Source organism: Streptomyces himastatinicus ATCC 53653 (assembly GCF_000158915.1).
Taxonomy (GTDB): Bacteria; Actinomycetota; Actinomycetes; order Streptomycetales; family Streptomycetaceae; genus Streptomyces; species Streptomyces himastatinicus.
In genome coordinates, this window is sequence record NZ_GG657754.1 from 5796547 (window position 1) to 5814096 (window position 17550).

The window sequence follows — 17550 nt, forward strand, 5'->3', positions numbered from 1 at the left end:
GGGTGACCGTAAGCCGTGAGCCCGGTGGCGTCAGGTCAATTTCGCTTGGCCATGCGCGCCTGGCCGAAATGGCGTGCGGGCGGGGGAGTGTAGGGGGGTTTCGGGGGCGGGGCGGGTGCTTTTGTGCACTCCTGACGAACGCAGTTTTTTGCAGCAGGCAAAGTTTAGTGTTTCGCGTACTCCAGCACCCCCCACCAGGAGGCACGATGACAACTCATGGGCGCAGCAGTCACGGCGCAGCGTCGAACCGCAGCCGCATGATCGCCGTCGGGGCCGCCTTGGCGGCAGTGGTCGCGGGGGCGGGGATCTGGGTCTCCCAGGCGGATGACGGGGGGAGCCAGTCGGTGACGGACAGCGGTATGCCGTCCGCGCACGGCGGGATGGGGGCCGGGGCGGCGGCCGCGTCGGGAGCGGATGCCGCCAATTCGGGGCCGCTGAGCGAGCTGGACAAGACGTTCCTGGTCAAGGTCCGCCAGGCCGGGCTGTGGGAGATCCCGGCCGGGCGGATGGCGCAGACCCAGGCGTCGAGCGAGGCGATCAAGCGGGCCGGGACACATCTGCTCGACGGGCACAGCAAGCTCGACCAGCTGGTGCGCGAGGACGCGAAGGCGCTGTCCTCGCCTATACCGGACGAGGCATCGGCCGAACAGCAGGAGTGGGTCAAGCAGTTGAAGGCCGCCGACGGCGAGAAGTTCGACCAGCTCTTCGTGGATCTGCTGCGCGCCTCGCACGGGAAGATCTTCATCACCATCGGCGAGGTCCGCGCCGCCACCAAGAACCATATGATCCGGCGGCTGGCCCAGGTGACCAACGACACCGTGATGGACCACATGACGGTGTTGGAGGACACCGGGCTGGTGACGGACGCGGTGCTGGATGACGTCGGGGCCAGCGTGCCGAAGTAGCGGGGCCGCGTGAGCCGCGGGGCTCAGGGGATCAGTACGACCTTCCCCATCGTCGCCCGCGTCTCCAGCGTCCGGTGCGCCGCGGCCGCCTCGGCGAGGGGGAAGCGGTGCACGGACGGTACGAGGCGGCCGGTCGCCGCCTCCGCCATCGCGCGCTCCTCCAGGGTGCGCATCGGGTCCGGGCCGCCCGCCTTCTCCAGCATCGGCGGGCCGAGGACGGACCGCGAGGTGATGCCGCGCGCTGCCAGCTCCCCTTCGGCGAACTCCAGCGGTCCGCCGCTCAGCAGCCCGCCCGAGGACCAGCCGAAGACGAGATGGCGGCCGCCGGGACCGAGCAGGTCGACGGCCGCGCGGCCCGGCTCGCCGCCCACCCCGTCGAAGAGGACGGTGGGGTTACGGGACGGGCCCAGTGCCGTGCGGACCTGCTGTGGCCAGGACGGGTCGTCGTAGTCGACGGCGAGATCCGCGCCCAGCTCGCGGACGCGCGCCAGTTTCGCCGGGCCGCCCGCGAGCCCTACGACGGTGGCGCCCGCGTGCTTCGCGTACTGGACCACGAGCTGGCCGATGCCACCCGCCGCCGAGGTCACCAGGGCCACGTCGTCGGCGGTCAGCTCCGCGAACTGGAGGATGCCCATGGTCGTACGTCCCGTACCGATCATGGCGACGGCCTGTGCCGCGTCCAGGGACGCCGGTATCGCGTGCAGCTTGGCGGCGGGGACCACGGCCAGTTCTGCGTAGCCGCCCGGGACCATGCCGAGGTGGGCGACGACGCGTCTGCCGAGCCACGCCGGGTCGGTGCCCTCGCCCAGGGCGTCCACGGTGCCCGCGACCTCGCGGCCGGGGATGGTGGGCAGTTCGGGGGCGGTGTGGACGGCGGTGGTCAGGCCCTCGCGCAGCGCGGCGTCCAGCAGGTGCACCCCGGCGGCGGCGACCGCGATGCGTACCTGGCCGGGGCCGGGCTCGGGGTCGTCGGTCTTCTCGTACGTCAGGTTCCCGGCGGGGCCGAAGGCGTGCAGGCGGACGGCGTGCATGGCGTCTCCCAGGCTGGCTCGAGGCGCACCGTGCGGTGTGGTGCGCGACCATGCCGTCAGCCTCCGACCTCAACCTAGGTTCAAGTCAAGGCGTCAGACGCGGGGGAAGCGGGCCTGGAGGTCCCAGACCACCGGGTTGTCGCCGAGCCCCTCGTGCATGTCGACGAGGTCGGCGATCAGGTCCTGGAGGAAGTCGCGGGCCTCGCGGCGCAGCGCGCGGTGCTGGAAGGTCAGCGGTGCCTCTTCGAGCGGCACCCAGTCGGCGGTGATGTCGACCCAGCCGAAGCGGCGCTCGAAGAGCATGCGGTCGGCCGATTCGGTGAAGTCCAGCTCCTCGTGGATGGCCCGGGCGGAGCGGCTGCCGCGCGGGTCGCGGTCCAGCCGTTCCACGATGTCGCACAGCGCCCAGGCGAAGTCGAGCACCGGAACCCATCCCCAGGCTGTGGACAGTTCGCGGTCGGCCACGGTGTCGGCGAGATAGACGTCGCCGCAGAACAGATCGTGGCGCAGCGCGTGCACATCCGCGCTCCGGTAGTCCGTCTGCGGCGGGTCCGGGAAGCGGCGGGAGAGGGAGTAGCCCAGGTCGATCACGGGGTTGATGGTGTCACGGGGGTCTTGGCGCACAGGAGGGCAGGGCGCCGGGGCGGGCCCGGCGCCCTTCGCATGAGCCCCTCAGTGCCCGCGCGCGATCCACTCCTCCAGGTGCGGCGCCTCGTCCGCGATCAGCGTCGGGTCGCCGTGCCCGGTGCGGACGACGGTCTGCGGCGGCAGGGCGAACAGCCGCTCCCGGATGGACTCGATGATCGTCTCGAACGAGGAGTACGAGCGCCCGGTGGCGCCCGGTCCGCCCTGGAAGAGGGTGTCCCCGGAGAACACGGTGGTCAGCGCGGGGGCGTGCAGGCAGACCGCGCCGGGGGAGTGGCCGGGGGTGTGCAGGACGCGCAGCTGCGTACCGCCGACGGTGAGCACGTCGCCGTCGGCCAGCGGCTTGTCCGGGGCGCGGTTCGGGTGGCGCATCCGCCACAGCACCTCGTCGTCCGGGTGCAGCAGGATCGGGGCGCCGGTGCGGTCGGCGACGTCCGGGGCCGCGTCGATGTGGTCGTCGTGGCCGTGCGTACAGATGATGCCGAGCAGCCGGCGGTCGCCGATGGCCTCGACGATCGCGTCCGCGTCGTGGGCGGCGTCGATGACGTACGCCTCGTGGTCGTCGCCGATGAGCCAGACGTTGTTGTCGACGTCCCAGGTGCCGCCGTCCAGCGAGAAGGTGCCGGAGGTGACCAGGTGGTCGATGCGTACGGGCGGAGGGGTCATCGCGGTGTCACCACCAGAGGTCATCAGAGGATCACCACCGAGCGCAGGACGTCGCCGCGGTGCATCTTCTCGAACGCCGCCTCGATGTCGTCGAGCCCGATGGTCTCGCTGACGAAGGCATCCAGGTCGAGCCGTCCCTGCTGGTAGAGGTCGATCAGCAGGGGGAAGTCGCGGGACGGCAGACAGTCCCCGTACCAGGAGGACTTGAGGGCGCCGCCGCCGAAGACGTCGATCAGATTCAGTTCGAGCTTCATCTCCGGGGTGGGCACGCCGACCAGGACGACGGTGCCTGCCAGGTCGCGGGCGTAGAAGGCCTGCCGGTACGTCTCGGGGCGGCCGACCGCCTCGATCACCACGTCCGCGCCGTTGCCGTCGGTCAGTTCGCGGATGGCCTCGACCACGTCGGTGGTCTTGCCGTTGACGGTGTGGGTGGCGCCGAGGGAGCGGGCCTGCTCCAGCTTCCGGTCGTCCACGTCCACCGCGATGATCTTCGCGGCACCGGCGAGCCGGGATCCGGCGATCGAGGCGCCGCCGACTCCGCCGCAGCCGATGACCGCGACCGCGTCGCCGCGCCCGACGTTGCCGGTGTTGATGGCGGCGCCGATCCCGGCCATGACCCCGCAGCCGAGCAGCCCGGCGGCGGCCGGGGAGGCGGACGGGTCGACCTTGGTGCACTGGCCCGCCGCGACCAGCGTCTTCTCGGCGAACGCGCCGATGCCGAGGGCCGGGCTCAGGGCGGTGCCGTCGGTGAGCGTCATGGGCTGGGACGCGTTGTGGGTGGCGAAGCAGTACCAGGGGCGGCCGCGGCGGCAGGCCCGGCACTGGCCGCACACCGCACGCCAGTTGAGGATCACGTAGTCGCCGGGGGCCACCTCGGTGACGCCGTCGCCGACGGACTCCACGACGCCCGCTGCCTCGTGCCCGAGGAGGAACGGGAAGTCGTCGTTGATGCCGCCTTCCCGGTAGTGCAGATCGGTGTGGCAGACGCCGCACGCCTGGACCTTCACCACCGCCTCGCCCGGGCCGGGGTCCGGCACCACGATCGTCTCGATCCGGACCTGCTCGCCTTTGCCGGGGGCCACCACGCCGCGTACGTGTTGAGTCATGGGAGCAGCGTAAGGGCCGATCAGCGGCTGTGACAGGAACTCGGGGCGACCGCATCGGGCCGCACCGGAATCGCCGGTGCGGCCCGTTCCGCTTCACTTCGCGGTGGTCTTCACTTCACGCCGAGCTCTACTTCACGTTGATCGCGGTCCAGGCGGCGGCGACGGCCTTGTACTCGGTGCTGTTCGCCCCGTAGAGGTCGGTGGCGGCACTGAGGGTGGCGGTGCGGGCCTGGGCGTACTTGCTGGTGGAGGTCAGGTACGTGGTCAGGGCCTTGTACCAGATCTTGGTGGCCTTGTCCCGGCCGATGCCGGTGACCGTCGAGCCGTCGTACGTCGGGCTGTTGTAGCTCACGCCGTTGATGGTCTTCGCACCGCTGCCCTCGGACAGCAGGTAGTAGAAGTGGTTGGCGGGCCCGGACGAGTAGTGGACGTCGATGTTGCCGAGCGTCGAGGACCAGTAGTCGCGGGACGCGCCGTCCTTGCTGGGCTTGTCCTGGTAGCGCAGCGGGGTGCCGTCGCCGTTGATGTTGATCTTCTCGCCGATGAGGTAGTCGCCCACGTCGGAGGAGTTGCCGGAGTAGAACTCCACGGCGCTCGCGAAGATGTCGGAGGTGGCCTCGTTGAGGCCGCCGGACTCGCCGCTGTAGTTGAGCTTGGCGGTGGCGGCGGTGACGCCGTGGGTCATCTCGTGGGCGGCCACGTCGATCGAGGTGAGCGCGTTGGCGTTGCCCGAGCCGTCGCCGTACGTCATGCAGAAGCAGGAGTCCTGCCAGAACGCGTTGACGTAGTTGTTGCCGTAGTGGACGCGGGAGTACGAGCCCACGCCGTTGTTCTTGATGCCGTTGCGGCCCAGGACCTCCTTGTAGAAGTCCCAGGTCTCGGCGGCGCCGTAGTGCGCGTCGACCCCGGCGGTCTGGCGGCCGCCGCCCCAGACGTCGTCGGCGTCGGTGAAGAGCGTGCCGGTGCCCGACGACCCCTGGTTCAGGTCGTACGTCTTGTGGCTGCCGCGGGTGCCGTCGGTGAGGCTGTACGTGGAGCCGCTCTTGGTGGTGCCGAGCGGCACCGTGCCGCTGTACTTGCTGGTGCCGGTCCCGGTGTGGACGGCCTCGTTCTCGGCCAGCCTCTTGCCGGTCGCGGCGTCGGTGATGACGTGCAGCTCGCTCGGCGTGCCGTCCTTCTGGGTGCCGGTGACGACGGTCTCCCAGGCCAGCACGGGCTTGCCGGTCGCGGCCCAGACCACCTTGCGCGGCGACTTGGCCTTCTCGCCGGAGTCGGCCGAGGTCGCGGCCTTCAGCGCGGCCTTGGAGGCGGCGGAGGAGGACACCGCGGCGTCCGTGCCGGCCACGGCTATCTTCGCGCTGGTCGCCTTGGTGACGGTGCGGGCGCCGCTGGGCTTCTCGTGGACGACCAGGTCGCCGCCGAGGACGGGCAGCCCGTCGTAGGTGCGTTCGTAGCGGGTGTGCACGGTTCCGTCGGCGTCCTTGATGACGTCGCGTGCGACGAGCTTCTCCTTGGCCCCGAGCCCCAGGTGGTCGGCCTGGGCGGAGGTATCGGCCTGCGCCGCCTTGATCGAGGCGGTGCGCTCCGCGGGGGTCAGCAGCAGCGCGGTCGCGCCCGCCTCACGGGAGCTGTCCGGCTGGGCGTTGGCCGAGCCGGTCTGGATGCCGATGACGACCATCGCGGCGGAGGCGACGAACGCGGCCGCGCGGATGGTCTTCTTGCGGGGGGAGGAAGCGTGAGGTCTCACTCGGTCTCCTTGCTGAGGGGCCGCGGGATCGCGGCCCTGTGTAGGGGGTGCGGACAGCCGTGGGTGGACTGTCCGGTCGAGCAGGAGTGGTGCGTGAGGTGCCAGTGGCGCGCTTCGGTTCCGTGGCGGGAGGTGCCTGCCGGGCCGTGGGGCGGCCCGTGTGCGTGCGGAACCAAGGACTTACCGCGGAGTCAGAAGAGACGCGCGGCGAGCCGAGCAGAGATTGTCATCGAACGATCCGTTCTGACAGGTGCGTAACAAGAATTTGACCGTTCGTTATTCAAGCAGGGCAAATTTCGGTCAGTCAGGTATAGCGGGGAAATGCCTGGTTGGTCCTCCCTTGTCAGGAAAAACGGCGAGGGCCGCCCCCCTTGTCGGGGGCGGCCCTCGCCGCGTGCTGCGCTTGAGGCTGCGCTGAAGAACGTCAGACGTTGACGCCGAAGTCCTGCGCGATGCCCACCAGGCCCGAGGCGTAGCCCTGGCCGACGGCGCGGAACTTCCACTCGGCGCCGTTGCGGTACAGCTCGCCGAAGACCATGGCGGTCTCGGTGGCGGCGTCCTCGCTCAGGTCGTAGCGGGCGATCTCGGTGCCACCGGCCTGGTTGACGATACGGATGAACGCGTTCCGCACCTGACCGAAGTTCTGGCTGCGCGACTCGGCGTCGTAGATCGAGACCGGGAAGACGATCTTCTCGATGTCGGCCGGCAGACCCGCCAGGTTGACGTTGATCTGCTCGTCATCGCCCTCGCCCTGACCGGTCACGTTGTCACCGGTGTGGACGATGGTCTGGTCCGGGGTGGCCTTGTTGTTGAAGAACACGAAGTGCTGGTCGGAGTAGACCTTGCCGTTGGTGTTGACGGCGATGGCGCTCGCGTCCAGGTCGAAGTCGGTGCCCGTGGTGGTGCGGACATCCCAGCCGAGGCCGACCGTGACGGCGGTCAGGCCCGGTGCCTCCTTGGTGAGCGAGACGTTGCCGCCCTTGGACAGGCTTACAGCCATGGGGAGTCCCTTTCGTGGTCTCGATGGTTCGAGTCGGCAGCTTCGTCCATTGCTCCGGGCGAAGTCGCCGTCATCCTCCACAACGCCATCAGGGCACCCACAGGTTCCAGGTACCTTTACTTTCTTTGCCAAACCCTGATGGGTGTCCCCGGAGCCCCTGCCTCCGCGCTCCCGGCCGCGGCAAAACGGGATGACGCCGCAGGGGTCGGCGGGTGACCATGGAGCCATGTCCGGGCCCTATGTCATCCGTGGTTCCGTCTCTCTGCCGGAGGCGGAGCTGATGTGGCGTTTCTCCCGGTCGTCCGGGCCCGGCGGGCAGCACGTCAATACGAGTGACAGCGCCGTCGAGCTGCGCTTCGACCTCGCCGCCACCGACGCGCTGCCGCAGGTGTGGAAGGAGCGCGCGCTGGAGCGGCTGGCCGGGCGGCTGGCCGACGGGGTGCTGACCGTACGGGCGTCCGAGCACCGTTCCCAGTGGCGCAACCGCGAGACCGCCGCCGTCCGGCTCGCCTCGCTGCTCGCGGAGGCGTCAGCGCCGCCGCCCAGGCCGCGCCGCCCGACCCGGATCCCGCGCGGCATCAACGAGCGCCGGTTGCGGGAGAAGAAGAAGCGGAGCGACACCAAGCGCGGGCGGTCGGGACGCGACTGGGGCTGAGCCCCCAGGAGCACTGAATTATTCGGGCTATTCGAGCGTGCGGTAGCGGCCGCGGTAGTACATCAGCGGCCCGCCCTCCGCGCTCGGCGTCGTCGCCGACAGCACCCGGCCGACCACCAGGGTGTGGTCCCCGGCCGTCACCCGCTGCTCGGTGCGACATTCGAGCGTCGCCAGCGCCCCGGAGACCAGCGGAGCGCCCGACTCCGCGCCGTGGGTCACCGCCATGTCTTCGAACAGCAGCCGGTCGCTGATGCGCCCCTTCATGGCGAATCGTCCCGCTGTGGTCCGTTGACTTTCCGACAGCACCGACACCGCCCAGAGCGGCTGTCGTTCGAGCAGCTCGTCCAGCCGGGACCCGTTGCGAACGCTCACCATCACGAGCGGCGGGTCAAGTGACACCGACATGAACGCGGTGGCCGTCATGCCGACGTCCTCACCGCTCGGCCCCTCTTCCGGGTCGTGCGCGGTCACCAGCACCACACCGGCCGCGAGCCGCGACAGGGCGGCGCGGAAGTCGTCCTCACTCACCCCACCAGCATGCGGGACGGCGGGCCCGGCCGGGGTCGGGGCGGGGGCGGGGGCGGAAGGCGTCGTCTGGAACACGTTCTACACGCTAGTCGCGTCGCGCGGCCCCGCGCATCGGGCCACCGGACCACTCCGGACGTAGGTCTCCGGCCGTAGGCGGCCCGCTTGCGGAATTTGCGTTCAGAAAATGTAGGAGCGCTCCCATGCGGTTCTGGCGGGGCGCGAACACGGTCTGTGACATGAGTCACAGCAGCCAGTAATTGTTGACCCTGTGTACCGGGTGGGCAGCTCGCTGTGATTCAGTGGCCGTTGGCAATCGGACGACAAAGGAAGCCAGGAGTTGCTGTCGAGGTCTCGGGGGAGTGCGAGCGATGGAGGCCGAGTCGGAGCCCTATATCCGCCTTGCGACCCTGCGACAGCTGCATCAGGTGGTCGCCGACCTGAACACCGCCCGCAGCCTCGCCGACACCTTGCAGACCGTCGCCGACGGCGTCATAGCCGGGCTCGGCTACGAGCTGTCGGCCGTCAATCTGGTCCGTCCGGACGGTGACCTGGTGGTCGCCGCCGTGGGCGGCAGCGCGGGCGCCGAGGCGCTGATGGCCGGACGGGTCGGCTCCCGTACCTCCTGGGACCGCCGACTGTCGATGGGCGACCGCTGGGGCGATCTGCGCTTCATCCCGCACACCGAGGGCTGGGTCCTCGACGATGACGACGTGCCGCAGTGGCATACCCCCGGCCCCGCGCCCCGCTTCGCCGACGAGTGGCACCCGATGGACCGCCTGTTCGCCCCGCTGTACGCGGCGGGCGGCTCCGGCGGCGAGCTGATCGGGGTCCTGTCCGTGGACAAACCGCGCAACGGGCGCCGCCCCGGCGCATGGGGGCGCGAGGCGTTGCAGATGTACGCCTTCCATGCCGCCATTGCGATCGGAAACGCACGGCTGCGCGGCAACATGCAGCGCGCCCTGCTGCGCCTGGAGCGCGAGCAGCAGGCCCTCAGGGCCAGTGAGGAATCCTTCCGTCAGGCGTTCGAGTACGCCCCCAGCGGCATGGCCATCGCCGAGATGGGCGGCGATCAGCACGGTCATCTGCTGCGCACCAACGACGCCCTGTGCCGGCTGCTGGGCCGCCCCGCCTCGGCGATGCGCCGCTACTCGTTCGCCGATCTCGTCCACCCCGAGGACATCGGCACCCTGCTGCGCACCTCCCACGAGGGCGGCCGCTCCGAGCTGCGGCTCGCCCGCCGCGACGGCTCGTTCGTCTGGGTGTCGCTCCGTAACTCGGTGGTCGCCGAACGCAGCCGACGGCCCGCGCTTCCTGCTCACCCACGTCGAGGACATCGAGGAGAGCAAAACGCCATGAGCTGGCCCTCGCCCACCGCGCCAGCCATGAACTCGCTGACCGGCCTGCCCAACAGCGCCGAGCTGCGCACCAAACACTCGGCAGCAGGCTGTGCGCCCAAAACGCCGCAGGACGACCGGGCGGAGTTCACCGAGGGCCTGCCGGGAGCGGACGCCCTGCCGGGAGCGGACGGCGGCGCGAAAACAAAAAACTGGCCGTGGGCGGCTTCCCGCTCGGCTTCGACGAGTTCGAGGGCTTCGGCTCGCCGCCCCCGCCCGCCGCGGGCGGCGTCCCGTTCGACCACCATGTGCACACCTTCGCGCCCAACGAGGACGACGACGTCGACGACGGCCACAAGGGGCTCGCGGTCCTCTTCTGCGATCTCGACGGCTTCAAGTCGATCAACGACCGGTTCGGCCACCACTCGGGTGACGCGGTTCTCATCGAGGTCGCCCGCCGCCTCACCAACGGGGTGCGGGACGGCGACACCGTCGCCCGGCTCGGCGGTGACGAGTTCGTCGTCCTCGCCGACGGGCTCGGCCGGGCGGACGCCAAGGACCTGGCCGTCCGGCTGCGCAACGCGATCCTGCCGCCCATCCGGGTCGACGGCCGTGCGGTGCGGGTGGGGGCCAGTTTCGGCATCGGCTGGGCGGGCTGCGGCATGTCGGCCGAGGAGGTTCTGCACTCCGCCGACCAGCGGATGTACGTCGAGAAGCGGTCCCGTTCGAAAGAGCGCAGACGGGCCGGGTGAGGGCCGGACGGGCCGTGGCCGGGAAGGGCGGCATCCCGGCCCGCTCCGATCGAGGTACGCTGCGTCGATGCGGCCCTGCCGCCGACAGTGAACCGATCATGAATATTGGCCATCCGGACAGCCCACGCCCTGTTGAGGCCCTGTCGGCCCTGATATGAGCTGTCGTGGCGCGTACGCACACCTGAGCGCCGATGGCCATATGCATAGGGGAGTGACCAGGGATGACGGCCGGCAACAACGGCTCGGACACACCGGAGAACGACGACCCGTTCGCCTATCTGTACCGCTCGGAGGGCGATGAGGGCGGGCAGGGCGGCCAGTCGGGTCAGCCGGGTTCCGCCCGTACCGGTGGGTACGGCTACCCCGGTCCGGCCGGTCGGCAGCAGCAGCCGGGGGTGCCCCGCACCTCGTACAACCACGTCCGCGCGGTCGGTGAGCGCAACTACGGCCAGCAGATCCCGAACCAGCAGCCGCAGGGCTACGGGCAGCAGGGCCAGCAGGGCTACGGCCAGCAGGGCTACGGGCAGCAGAACGCCCACTACGCCGCCCCCGAGACGCTGCCCGGCGGCGGCGGCCCCCGTCAGCCCGCCCCCGCCCCGCGTGGTGGCGGCCGCGGCCCCAACAACCGGGGGCTGCTGATCGGCGCCGTCGCCGTGGTCGCGGTGGTCGTCGTCGGTATCGGTGTCGCGATGCTCACCAACAGCGGCGGCGACGAGAACGACAAGGGCGACCAGGCGGGCGGAAAGCCCACGGCCGCTTCCAGCGTCGAGCCCAGCGACAAGCCGGAGCCCTCCAAGAAGCCGGGCGCCAAGCTGCCCAAGGAGGACGCGGCCAACATGTCGCTCGGCGGTGGCGCGGCCCCGGCGAGCGACGTCAAGGGCGCCAAGGGCAAGGGCGGCACGTACGTCGGCGTCAACAGCCCCGGCTCCTCGGCGACCTGGGACGTGGACGTCGACCGGGCCAAGGCGTACAAGCTGTACGTGCGCTACGGCGTGCCCGGTGAGGACCAGAGCCTGTCGCTGACGGTCAACGGCAAGAAGTCGGACCGGCCGATCAGCATGAAGAACTTCTCGAACGCGCCCAAGGGCGACTACGAGAAGGGCTGGACGTACTCGTGGTCCATCGTCCAGCTCAGCCAGGGCAGCAACACGATCACCCTGTCCTGCGGCGACGGCGACAAGTGCGACGTCAACCTCGACCAGATGTGGCTGAAGCGGGGCTGACGGCACGCGGGACGGCACCCCGGGGCGCCGTCCCGCTTCCCTCAGGGCCTCAGGCCGCCGACGGGTGCTCGGTGACCTCGACCCGGTCCAGCAGCTCCGCGTAGACCGCCCGGTCGAACTCGCCCGCCACCGGTGCCCGCACGGCCGCCGCCGACAGGGCCACCGCGCGCGCCATCCGCTCGGGCCAGGACGCCTCGTCCACAAGACCGGACAGCAGCCCCGCCACCGCCGCGTCCCCGGCGCCCGTCGGATTGCCCGCCAGGCGCTCCGGCGGTGCCGCGCGCCAGGCGCCCTGGGCGGTGATCGCGAGCAGTCCGTCCGCGCCGAGCGAGGCGGCCACCGCGCGCGCCCCGCGCCGCCGGGCGTCGCGCGCGGCGCGCAGCGGCTCGGTGGATCCGGTGAGCCCGGCCAGTTCCTCGGCGTTGGGCTTGACGATGTCGGGGCGGGCGGCGACGCCGCGGCGCAGCGGTTCGCCGCTGGTGTCCAGCAGGGTGGGCACGCCCGCAGCCCGGGCCTCGCGGATGAGCTGGGCGTACGTACCGACCGGGACGCCGGGCGGCAGGCTGCCGCACAGCGCGACCGCCGAGGCCCCGCGCAGCAGCCCGGCGTAGGCGTCCATGAAGGCGGCCCACTCGGCGGAGGTGACGGCCGGTCCGGTCTCGTTGAGCTGGGTGGTGTCGCCCGACGCGGTGTCGACGACGCCGAGGGTGCGCCGGGTGGTACCGGCGATCGGCACCAGCGCGTCGGTGATCCGCCCGCCGCCGGTGTCCGTGTCTCTGTCCGTATCGTCTGCCAGCAGTTCGCGGACCACCGTGCCCGTCACCCCTCCGGCGAAGCCGGTGACGGTGGTGTGGTGGCCGAGTGCGGCGAGGACGCGCGCGACGTTGATGCCCTTGCCGCCGGGCCGTTCGGTGACCTCGGACACGCGATGGCTGGCGTGGGGGCGCAGTCGAGGCACCCGGTAGGTGATGTCGAGGGCGGTGTTGAGCGTGACCGTCAGGATCACCCGGCATCTCCTCTCCCGTCCCCCCGCCGGACGGAGATTCCTGTGCTGAAAGCGTGTGGCTGGGGGCCGAGCGGCGCCCGCGCCTGAGCGATCATGCCAAAGGCGCGGCGCCCGGCCCACCCCTTTGGGATGACCGGGACGCCCAATCATGGTGCGTAATCGGCCAATTCGGGGTCAGCGGGGCGTGTCGTACGGGTCAGCGGCCCGCTACTGCGGGTCTCTACCGCGGGTCTCTACTGGGGGTCGACCACCCAGGCGCCGCGCCGCATCACGCCCCGCAGCCGGAAGTCGGCGTCGAGGACGACGAGGTCCGCGTCCTTGCCCGCCTCCAGCGACCCCACCCGGTCCGCCAGCCCCAGGACCCGCGCGGGGGTCGTGGACAGCGCCCGGACCGCCTGGTCCACGCCGAGCCCGTCGACCGTGACGGCCCGCCGGAAGGCGTGGTCGAGGGTGAGGGTGGAGCCCGCGATGGAACCGGCCGTGGGCCCGTCGCTGATCCGTGCCACACCGTCCTTGACCTCGACCCCCATCGGGCCGAGCGCATAGCTCCCGTCGCTCATGCCCGCCGCACTCATCGCGTCGGTGATGAAGGCGACCCGGTCCGCGCCCGCGCGCCGGAAGGCCAGCTGGAGCATGGCGGGGTGCAGATGGGTCCCGTCGTCGATCAGCTCGACGGTGATCCGCTCATCCTCCAGCAGCGCGGCCACCGGGCCCGGCTCGCGGTGCAGCAGTGACGGCATCGCGTTGAACAGGTGGGTCGCCACGGTCGCGCCCGCCTCCACGGCGTCCCGCGTCGCCTCGTACGTCGAGTCGGTGTGGCCGACCGCTGCCAGGACGCCGCTGTCGGCCAGCAGCCGTACGGACTCCAGCCCGCCCGGCAGCTCGGGCGCGAGCGTCATCATGCGCGCGGTGCCGCGCGCCGCGTCGATCAGCTTGCGCACGTCCGCCGGGTCGGGGTCGCGCAGCAGCGACGGCTGGTGGGCGCCGCAGCGGTGCGGGGAGATGAACGGGCCCTCGAAGTGGACGCCCGCCAGCTCGCCGTCCTCGGCCAGCTCGGAGAGCACCGCCGCCTGCCGGGCGAGGTCGTCGAGGTCGCCGGTGACGGTGGAGGCGAGCATCGTGGTGGTGCCGTGCGCGCGGTGCGTCCGGATGACGGTCAGCGCCTCCTCGGCGGTGCCCGTGGAGAACGAGGCCCCGCCGCCGCCGTGGAGGTGCAGGTCGACGAAGCCGGGGACGATCCAGCAGCCGGACAGATCGCGCACGGCGTCGCCCGCGGCCTCCCCGGAGGCCGTTCCGGCGATGCGGGTGCCCTCGACCGTCAGCGTGGCGTCCGTGCTGATCCCGGACGGCAGCACCACCCGGGCGCCTGTGAGAACCGTTCGCTGGACCATCAGCCGGATACCTCCGTGGACTGCGCGGACTGCGCGGGGGATGAGGGGGGTGAGGGGGACGCGGGCGACGGCGCGGGGTGCGGGGACGGTGCGGTGGACGGGGCGGCGGACCGTGCGGCGGACTGCGCTGCGACGAGATCCCAGGCGAGCAGCCCCGCGCCCAGGCAGCCCGCGGTGTCCCCGAGGTCCGCGGGGACGATGCGGGGGAGCGTCTGGAAGGTGATCCGCTCCTCGATCGCCGCGCGCAGCCGGAGGATGGACACAGGCGTCTTCCACCCGGCCTCGGCGAAGCCCCATCCGTCTGAAGGATCAAGGCAAGCTCGGGGGTCCCAGCCAGGGTGAAGGGGCGGTCAACAGGCCGTCGGCGAGCGCGCCGACCGGCCTCCCGCCACACCGCTTCGGCCCGCGGGTCGCCGGACTCGACGGCCTTGGCGCAGTCGGCCGCGTCCGCGGCGGGCCCGCCGCCCGCCGCCGCCCAGGCGCGTCCCACCGCGGCGGCCGAGGCCAGCGCCTCCAGGCAGCCGGACTGACCGCAGCCGCACGGGGGGCCGCCGGGCCGTACGACGATGTGGCCGATCTCGCCGGAGTCGCCGTGGGCGCCCGGTTCAAGACGGCCCTCGATGCCGATGGCGCCCGCGATCCCGGTGCCCACCGACACGAACAGGAACCGGTCGGCGCCCCGGCCCGCCCCCAGCCGCCCCTCGGCCAGCCCGCCCGTACGGACGTCGTGCCCGAGGCCGACCGGGATGCCGCCCAGCCGCTCGGACAGCAGCGCGCGCAGCGGTACGTCGCGCCAGCCGAGGTTGGCGGCGTAGACGGCGACGCCGCGGTCCTGGTCCAGTACGCCGGGCACGCCGACCCCGGCGGCCGCGGCCGGTTCGCCGAACCGCCGCTCGCCGATGGCGCGCAGCTCGGCGGCGAAGTCGAGGATCGCGGCGACCACGGCCTCGGGCCCGTGCTCCCGCCCGGTGGGCCGCCTGGCCTCGTGCAGGAGTGTCCGGTCCGCCCCGACCAGGGCGGCCTTCATGCCGGTGCCGCCCACATCGAGGGCGATGACGTGTTCCACAAGGGACAGTCTCCCGCGATCCACCACGAGAGGTCTAGTCCACTCGCCGGGCGGTTCTTCTTCGCAGGTAAGCGAGTTGTGACGACGTGACACATCCCACGTGGGGGTGTGCGATACGTCTGACCTGGCAAGGAGAGGTCCGATACCGAAGCGATACGCCCATGGTGTAGACCTTGTGGAGGTTTGCAAGGCAGACTCGCTCGACCTTCGCGAGAAGCATCCGCGGAGGATGAATCAAGCCATGGGGTGGGAAGAAGCAGTGCAGCGGCGACGGTTCTTGAGTCTGACGACGGCTGGGGCCGCGACGGCGGTGGCGATGCCCACGCTGTCCGCGTGCGGAAGCGACAGCGGATCGGACGGGAACGTCCTGAAGGTGGTCGCGGCGGACTACGGCGACAGCGCCGAGAACACCTCTCAGAAGTACTGGGACAAGCTGGCCCGGGCCTTCGAGGCCAAACACAGCGGCATCACGGTCGACGTCAAGGTCTACAGCTGGACCGAAGTCGACAAGAAGGTCGCCGACATGGTCAAGGGCGGCGACAGCCCGGACATCGCGCAGATCGGCGCGTACGCCGACTACGCCGCCGCGGGCAAGCTCTACCGCGCCGACCAGATGCTGTCCATCCCCACCCAGGCCGCGTTCATCTCCTCGATCGCCCAGGCGGGTGAGGTCAGCCGGGTGCTGTACGGGCTGCCCTTCGTCTCCAGCGCCCGGCTGCTCTTCTACAACAAGAAGCTGTTCGACGAGGCGGGCATATCCTCCGCCCCCGAGAGCTGGGCGGATCTGAAGGACGCCGCGCAAGCGCTCAAGTCGGCCGGGGTGAAGATCCCCTACGGGCTTCCGCTCGGCCCCGAGGAGTCGCAGGCCGAGGCCCTGATCTGGATGCTCAGCGGCGGGGGCGGCTACACCGACTCCAACGGCAGCTACACCATCGACTCCACCGCCAACATCGAGACCTTCGAGTGGCTGCGGGACGAGCTGGTCGGCGCGGACCTCACCGGCCCGCGCTCCCCGGCCCGCACCAACCGCCAGGACGTCTTCAACGCCTTCACCCGCGGCGAGGTCGGCATGCTCAACGGCCACCCCACCCTGATGCAGCAGGCGTCCGGCCACGACATCGACTACGCCACCGCCCCGCTGCCCGGCCGCACGGGCAAGTCCACCTCCACCATGGGCGTCGCCGACTGGCTCATGGCCTTCAAGGCGAACGGCAGACGGAAGCAGATCGGGGAGTTCCTCGACTTCGTCTACCAGGAGAAGAACGTGCTGGACTTCGCCGACCAATACGACCTGCTGCCGGTCACCACGGCCGTCTCCGCGACGATGCGCCACGAGCAGGAGCACAAGAAGCTGTGGCGCTTCCTCGACCAGATGGACCGGGCCCAGTTCTACCCGGCCGACAAGACCTCCTGGGCGGGCATCAGCCAGATGGTCAAGGAGAAGATCGGCTCGACCGTGACCAAGGGCGGCGACCCCGCGAGCGTCCTCGGTGAGATCCAGCGGGCCGCGGACGCCATGGAGACGGCCAACTCGTGACCACCGACGGACTCTCCGAACAGGACCTGGCCGTGCTCGCCGTCGAGCGCGACGGCTGGCCGGGCCCCGGCGCCAAGGAGCGGGCCATACGGGAGCGGCTCGGCATCACCCCGACCCGCTACTACCAGCTGCTCAACGCCCTGCTGGACGACCCCCGCGCGCTGGAGCACGACCCGGTGACGATCAACCGGCTGCGGCGTCTGCGCGACGAGCGGCGCGAACGCCGCTGAGGTTTTTGGCTTCGTCCCGGTACGGGTGCCGGTGGGCGGGGCCGGGTAGGGTCGCCGCATGGGCAGCCACCCCCTTCCCGTACCCGTCACCGCCGCCGGCCGCGAGGGCCTCACCGCCCTCCTGGAACGGCCCGACCGGGCCGTCCTCGGGGTCGACTTCGACGGCACCCTCGCCGACATCGTCCCCGACCCCGACCAGGCCCGCGCCCACCCCGGCGCCGTCCCGGCCCTCGCCGCGCTGGGCCCCCGGCTGCACTCCTTCGCGGTGATCACCGGCCGCCCGGCCGAAGTCGCCGTGCGCTACGGCGGCTTCGCGGACACCGCCGCCCCGGCCAACCTCGTCGTCCTCGGCCTCTACGGCGCCGAGCGCTGGGACGCGTCCAGCCAGTCCATCCAGGCACCCGAACCCCACCCGGGCATCGCCGCCGTCCGCTCCGAACTGCCGGGCGTCCTGGAGGCGAACGGCGCCTGGCACGGCACCTGGACCGAGGACAAGGGCCGCGCCGTCGCCGTCCACACCCGCCGCACCGAGAATCCCCAGGCCGCCTTCGACCAGCTCCGCGCCCCCCTTGAGGCGCTGGCCGAGCGCCACGGCCTGATCGTCGAACCGGGCCGCCTGGTCCTGGAACTGCGCCCGCCGGGCATGGACAAGGGCATCGCCCTCCTGGAGTACGTCCGCGAGACCTCCGCGGGCGCGGTGCTCTACGCGGGCGACGACCTCGGCGACC

The 17550-nt window shown here is 71.4% G+C and carries 15 protein-coding genes and 2 pseudogenes; 7 read left to right on the forward strand and 10 right to left on the reverse strand.

Annotated features, from left to right (window positions below; translation table 11 throughout):
- Positions 1–206 precede the first annotated feature (206 nt).
- Entirely contained in the window at positions 207–905 is a 699-nt protein-coding gene (locus tag SSOG_RS24625) for a DUF4142 domain-containing protein (protein ID WP_039938598.1), read from the forward strand.
- Positions 906–928: 23 nt separating this feature from the next.
- On the opposite strand, the gene SSOG_RS24630 is transcribed toward SSOG_RS24625, so the two are convergent.
- From SSOG_RS24630 to SSOG_RS24655, 6 genes are all read right to left on the reverse strand, one after another.
- Positions 929–1936 carry a zinc-binding dehydrogenase gene (locus tag SSOG_RS24630; RefSeq protein ID WP_009716961.1) on the reverse strand — a complete coding sequence of 336 codons (1008 nt, stop codon included), beginning with the start codon at positions 1934–1936 and terminating at the stop codon, positions 929–931.
- Positions 1937–2029: 93 nt separating this feature from the next.
- Positions 2030–2527 (reverse strand): hypothetical protein, encoded by a 498-nt coding sequence (locus SSOG_RS24635; RefSeq protein ID WP_009716962.1) that lies wholly within the window; start codon positions 2525–2527, stop codon positions 2030–2032.
- Positions 2528–2608: 81 nt separating this feature from the next.
- On the reverse strand, positions 2609–3247 hold the full coding sequence (locus SSOG_RS24640) for an MBL fold metallo-hydrolase (RefSeq protein ID WP_009716963.1): 639 nt from the start codon (positions 3245–3247) through the stop codon (positions 2609–2611).
- Positions 3248–3270: 23 nt separating this feature from the next.
- The gene (locus SSOG_RS24645) at positions 3271–4353 is read right to left on the reverse strand and encodes an S-(hydroxymethyl)mycothiol dehydrogenase (protein WP_009716964.1); all 1083 of its coding nucleotides are present in this window, start codon (positions 4351–4353) and stop codon (positions 3271–3273) included.
- 127 nt (positions 4354–4480) lie between these two features.
- A complete protein-coding gene (locus SSOG_RS24650; protein WP_009716965.1) occupies positions 4481–6100 on the reverse strand; it encodes a M4 family metallopeptidase in 1620 nt (539 codons plus the stop codon).
- 424 nt (positions 6101–6524) lie between these two features.
- Complete coding sequence (locus SSOG_RS24655; RefSeq protein ID WP_009716966.1) at positions 6525–7100, reverse strand: TerD family protein; 576 nt, start codon at positions 7098–7100, stop codon at positions 6525–6527.
- A gap of 226 nt (positions 7101–7326) precedes the next feature.
- Here SSOG_RS24655 and arfB point away from each other — a divergent pair, with 226 nt between their 5' ends.
- On the forward strand, positions 7327–7755 hold the full coding sequence (gene arfB / locus SSOG_RS24660; RefSeq protein ID WP_009716967.1) for an alternative ribosome rescue aminoacyl-tRNA hydrolase ArfB: 429 nt from the start codon (positions 7327–7329) through the stop codon (positions 7753–7755).
- A gap of 27 nt (positions 7756–7782) precedes the next feature.
- Here arfB and SSOG_RS24665 read toward each other — a convergent pair whose 3' ends face one another.
- A complete protein-coding gene (locus tag SSOG_RS24665) occupies positions 7783–8358 on the reverse strand; it encodes a flavin reductase family protein (RefSeq protein ID WP_009716968.1) in 576 nt (191 codons plus the stop codon).
- A 293-nt stretch (positions 8359–8651) separates the two neighbouring features.
- Between SSOG_RS24665 and cdgB the strand changes: the two are divergent.
- Positions 8652–10369 (forward strand): annotated as a pseudogene (gene cdgB, locus SSOG_RS24670) (diguanylate cyclase CdgB).
- A gap of 221 nt (positions 10370–10590) precedes the next feature.
- Positions 10591–11592, forward strand: coding sequence for a carbohydrate-binding protein (locus SSOG_RS24675; protein ID WP_009716970.1), 1002 nt, complete (start codon positions 10591–10593; stop codon positions 11590–11592).
- Between the two features lie 49 nt (positions 11593–11641).
- Here SSOG_RS24675 and SSOG_RS24680 read toward each other — a convergent pair whose 3' ends face one another.
- The 3 genes and pseudogenes from SSOG_RS24680 to SSOG_RS24690 form a co-directional block, all read right to left on the reverse strand.
- On the reverse strand, positions 11642–12598 hold the full coding sequence (locus SSOG_RS24680) for a 1-phosphofructokinase family hexose kinase (RefSeq protein ID WP_009716971.1): 957 nt from the start codon (positions 12596–12598) through the stop codon (positions 11642–11644).
- 233 nt (positions 12599–12831) lie between these two features.
- Positions 12832–13989, reverse strand: coding sequence for an N-acetylglucosamine-6-phosphate deacetylase (gene nagA, locus SSOG_RS24685; RefSeq protein WP_009716972.1), 1158 nt, complete (start codon positions 13987–13989; stop codon positions 12832–12834).
- Positions 13989–15016: pseudogene (locus SSOG_RS24690) on the reverse strand (ROK family protein). Before SSOG_RS24690 ends, nagA begins: the two are co-directional and overlap by 1 nt.
- Before the next feature lie 298 nt (positions 15017–15314).
- Here SSOG_RS24690 and SSOG_RS24695 point away from each other — a divergent pair.
- The 3 genes from SSOG_RS24695 to otsB form a co-directional block, all read left to right on the forward strand.
- Positions 15315–16592 (forward strand): extracellular solute-binding protein, encoded by a 1278-nt coding sequence (locus tag SSOG_RS24695; protein WP_009716975.1) that lies wholly within the window; start codon positions 15315–15317, stop codon positions 16590–16592.
- Positions 16589–16822 (forward strand): DUF3263 domain-containing protein, encoded by a 234-nt coding sequence (locus SSOG_RS24700; RefSeq protein ID WP_009716976.1) that lies wholly within the window; start codon positions 16589–16591, stop codon positions 16820–16822. Before SSOG_RS24695 ends, SSOG_RS24700 begins: the two co-directional genes overlap by 4 nt.
- Positions 16823–16880: 58 nt before the next feature.
- On the forward strand, positions 16881–17550 hold a 670-nt coding region (gene otsB, locus SSOG_RS24705), incomplete at its 3' end, for a trehalose-phosphatase (protein WP_009716977.1).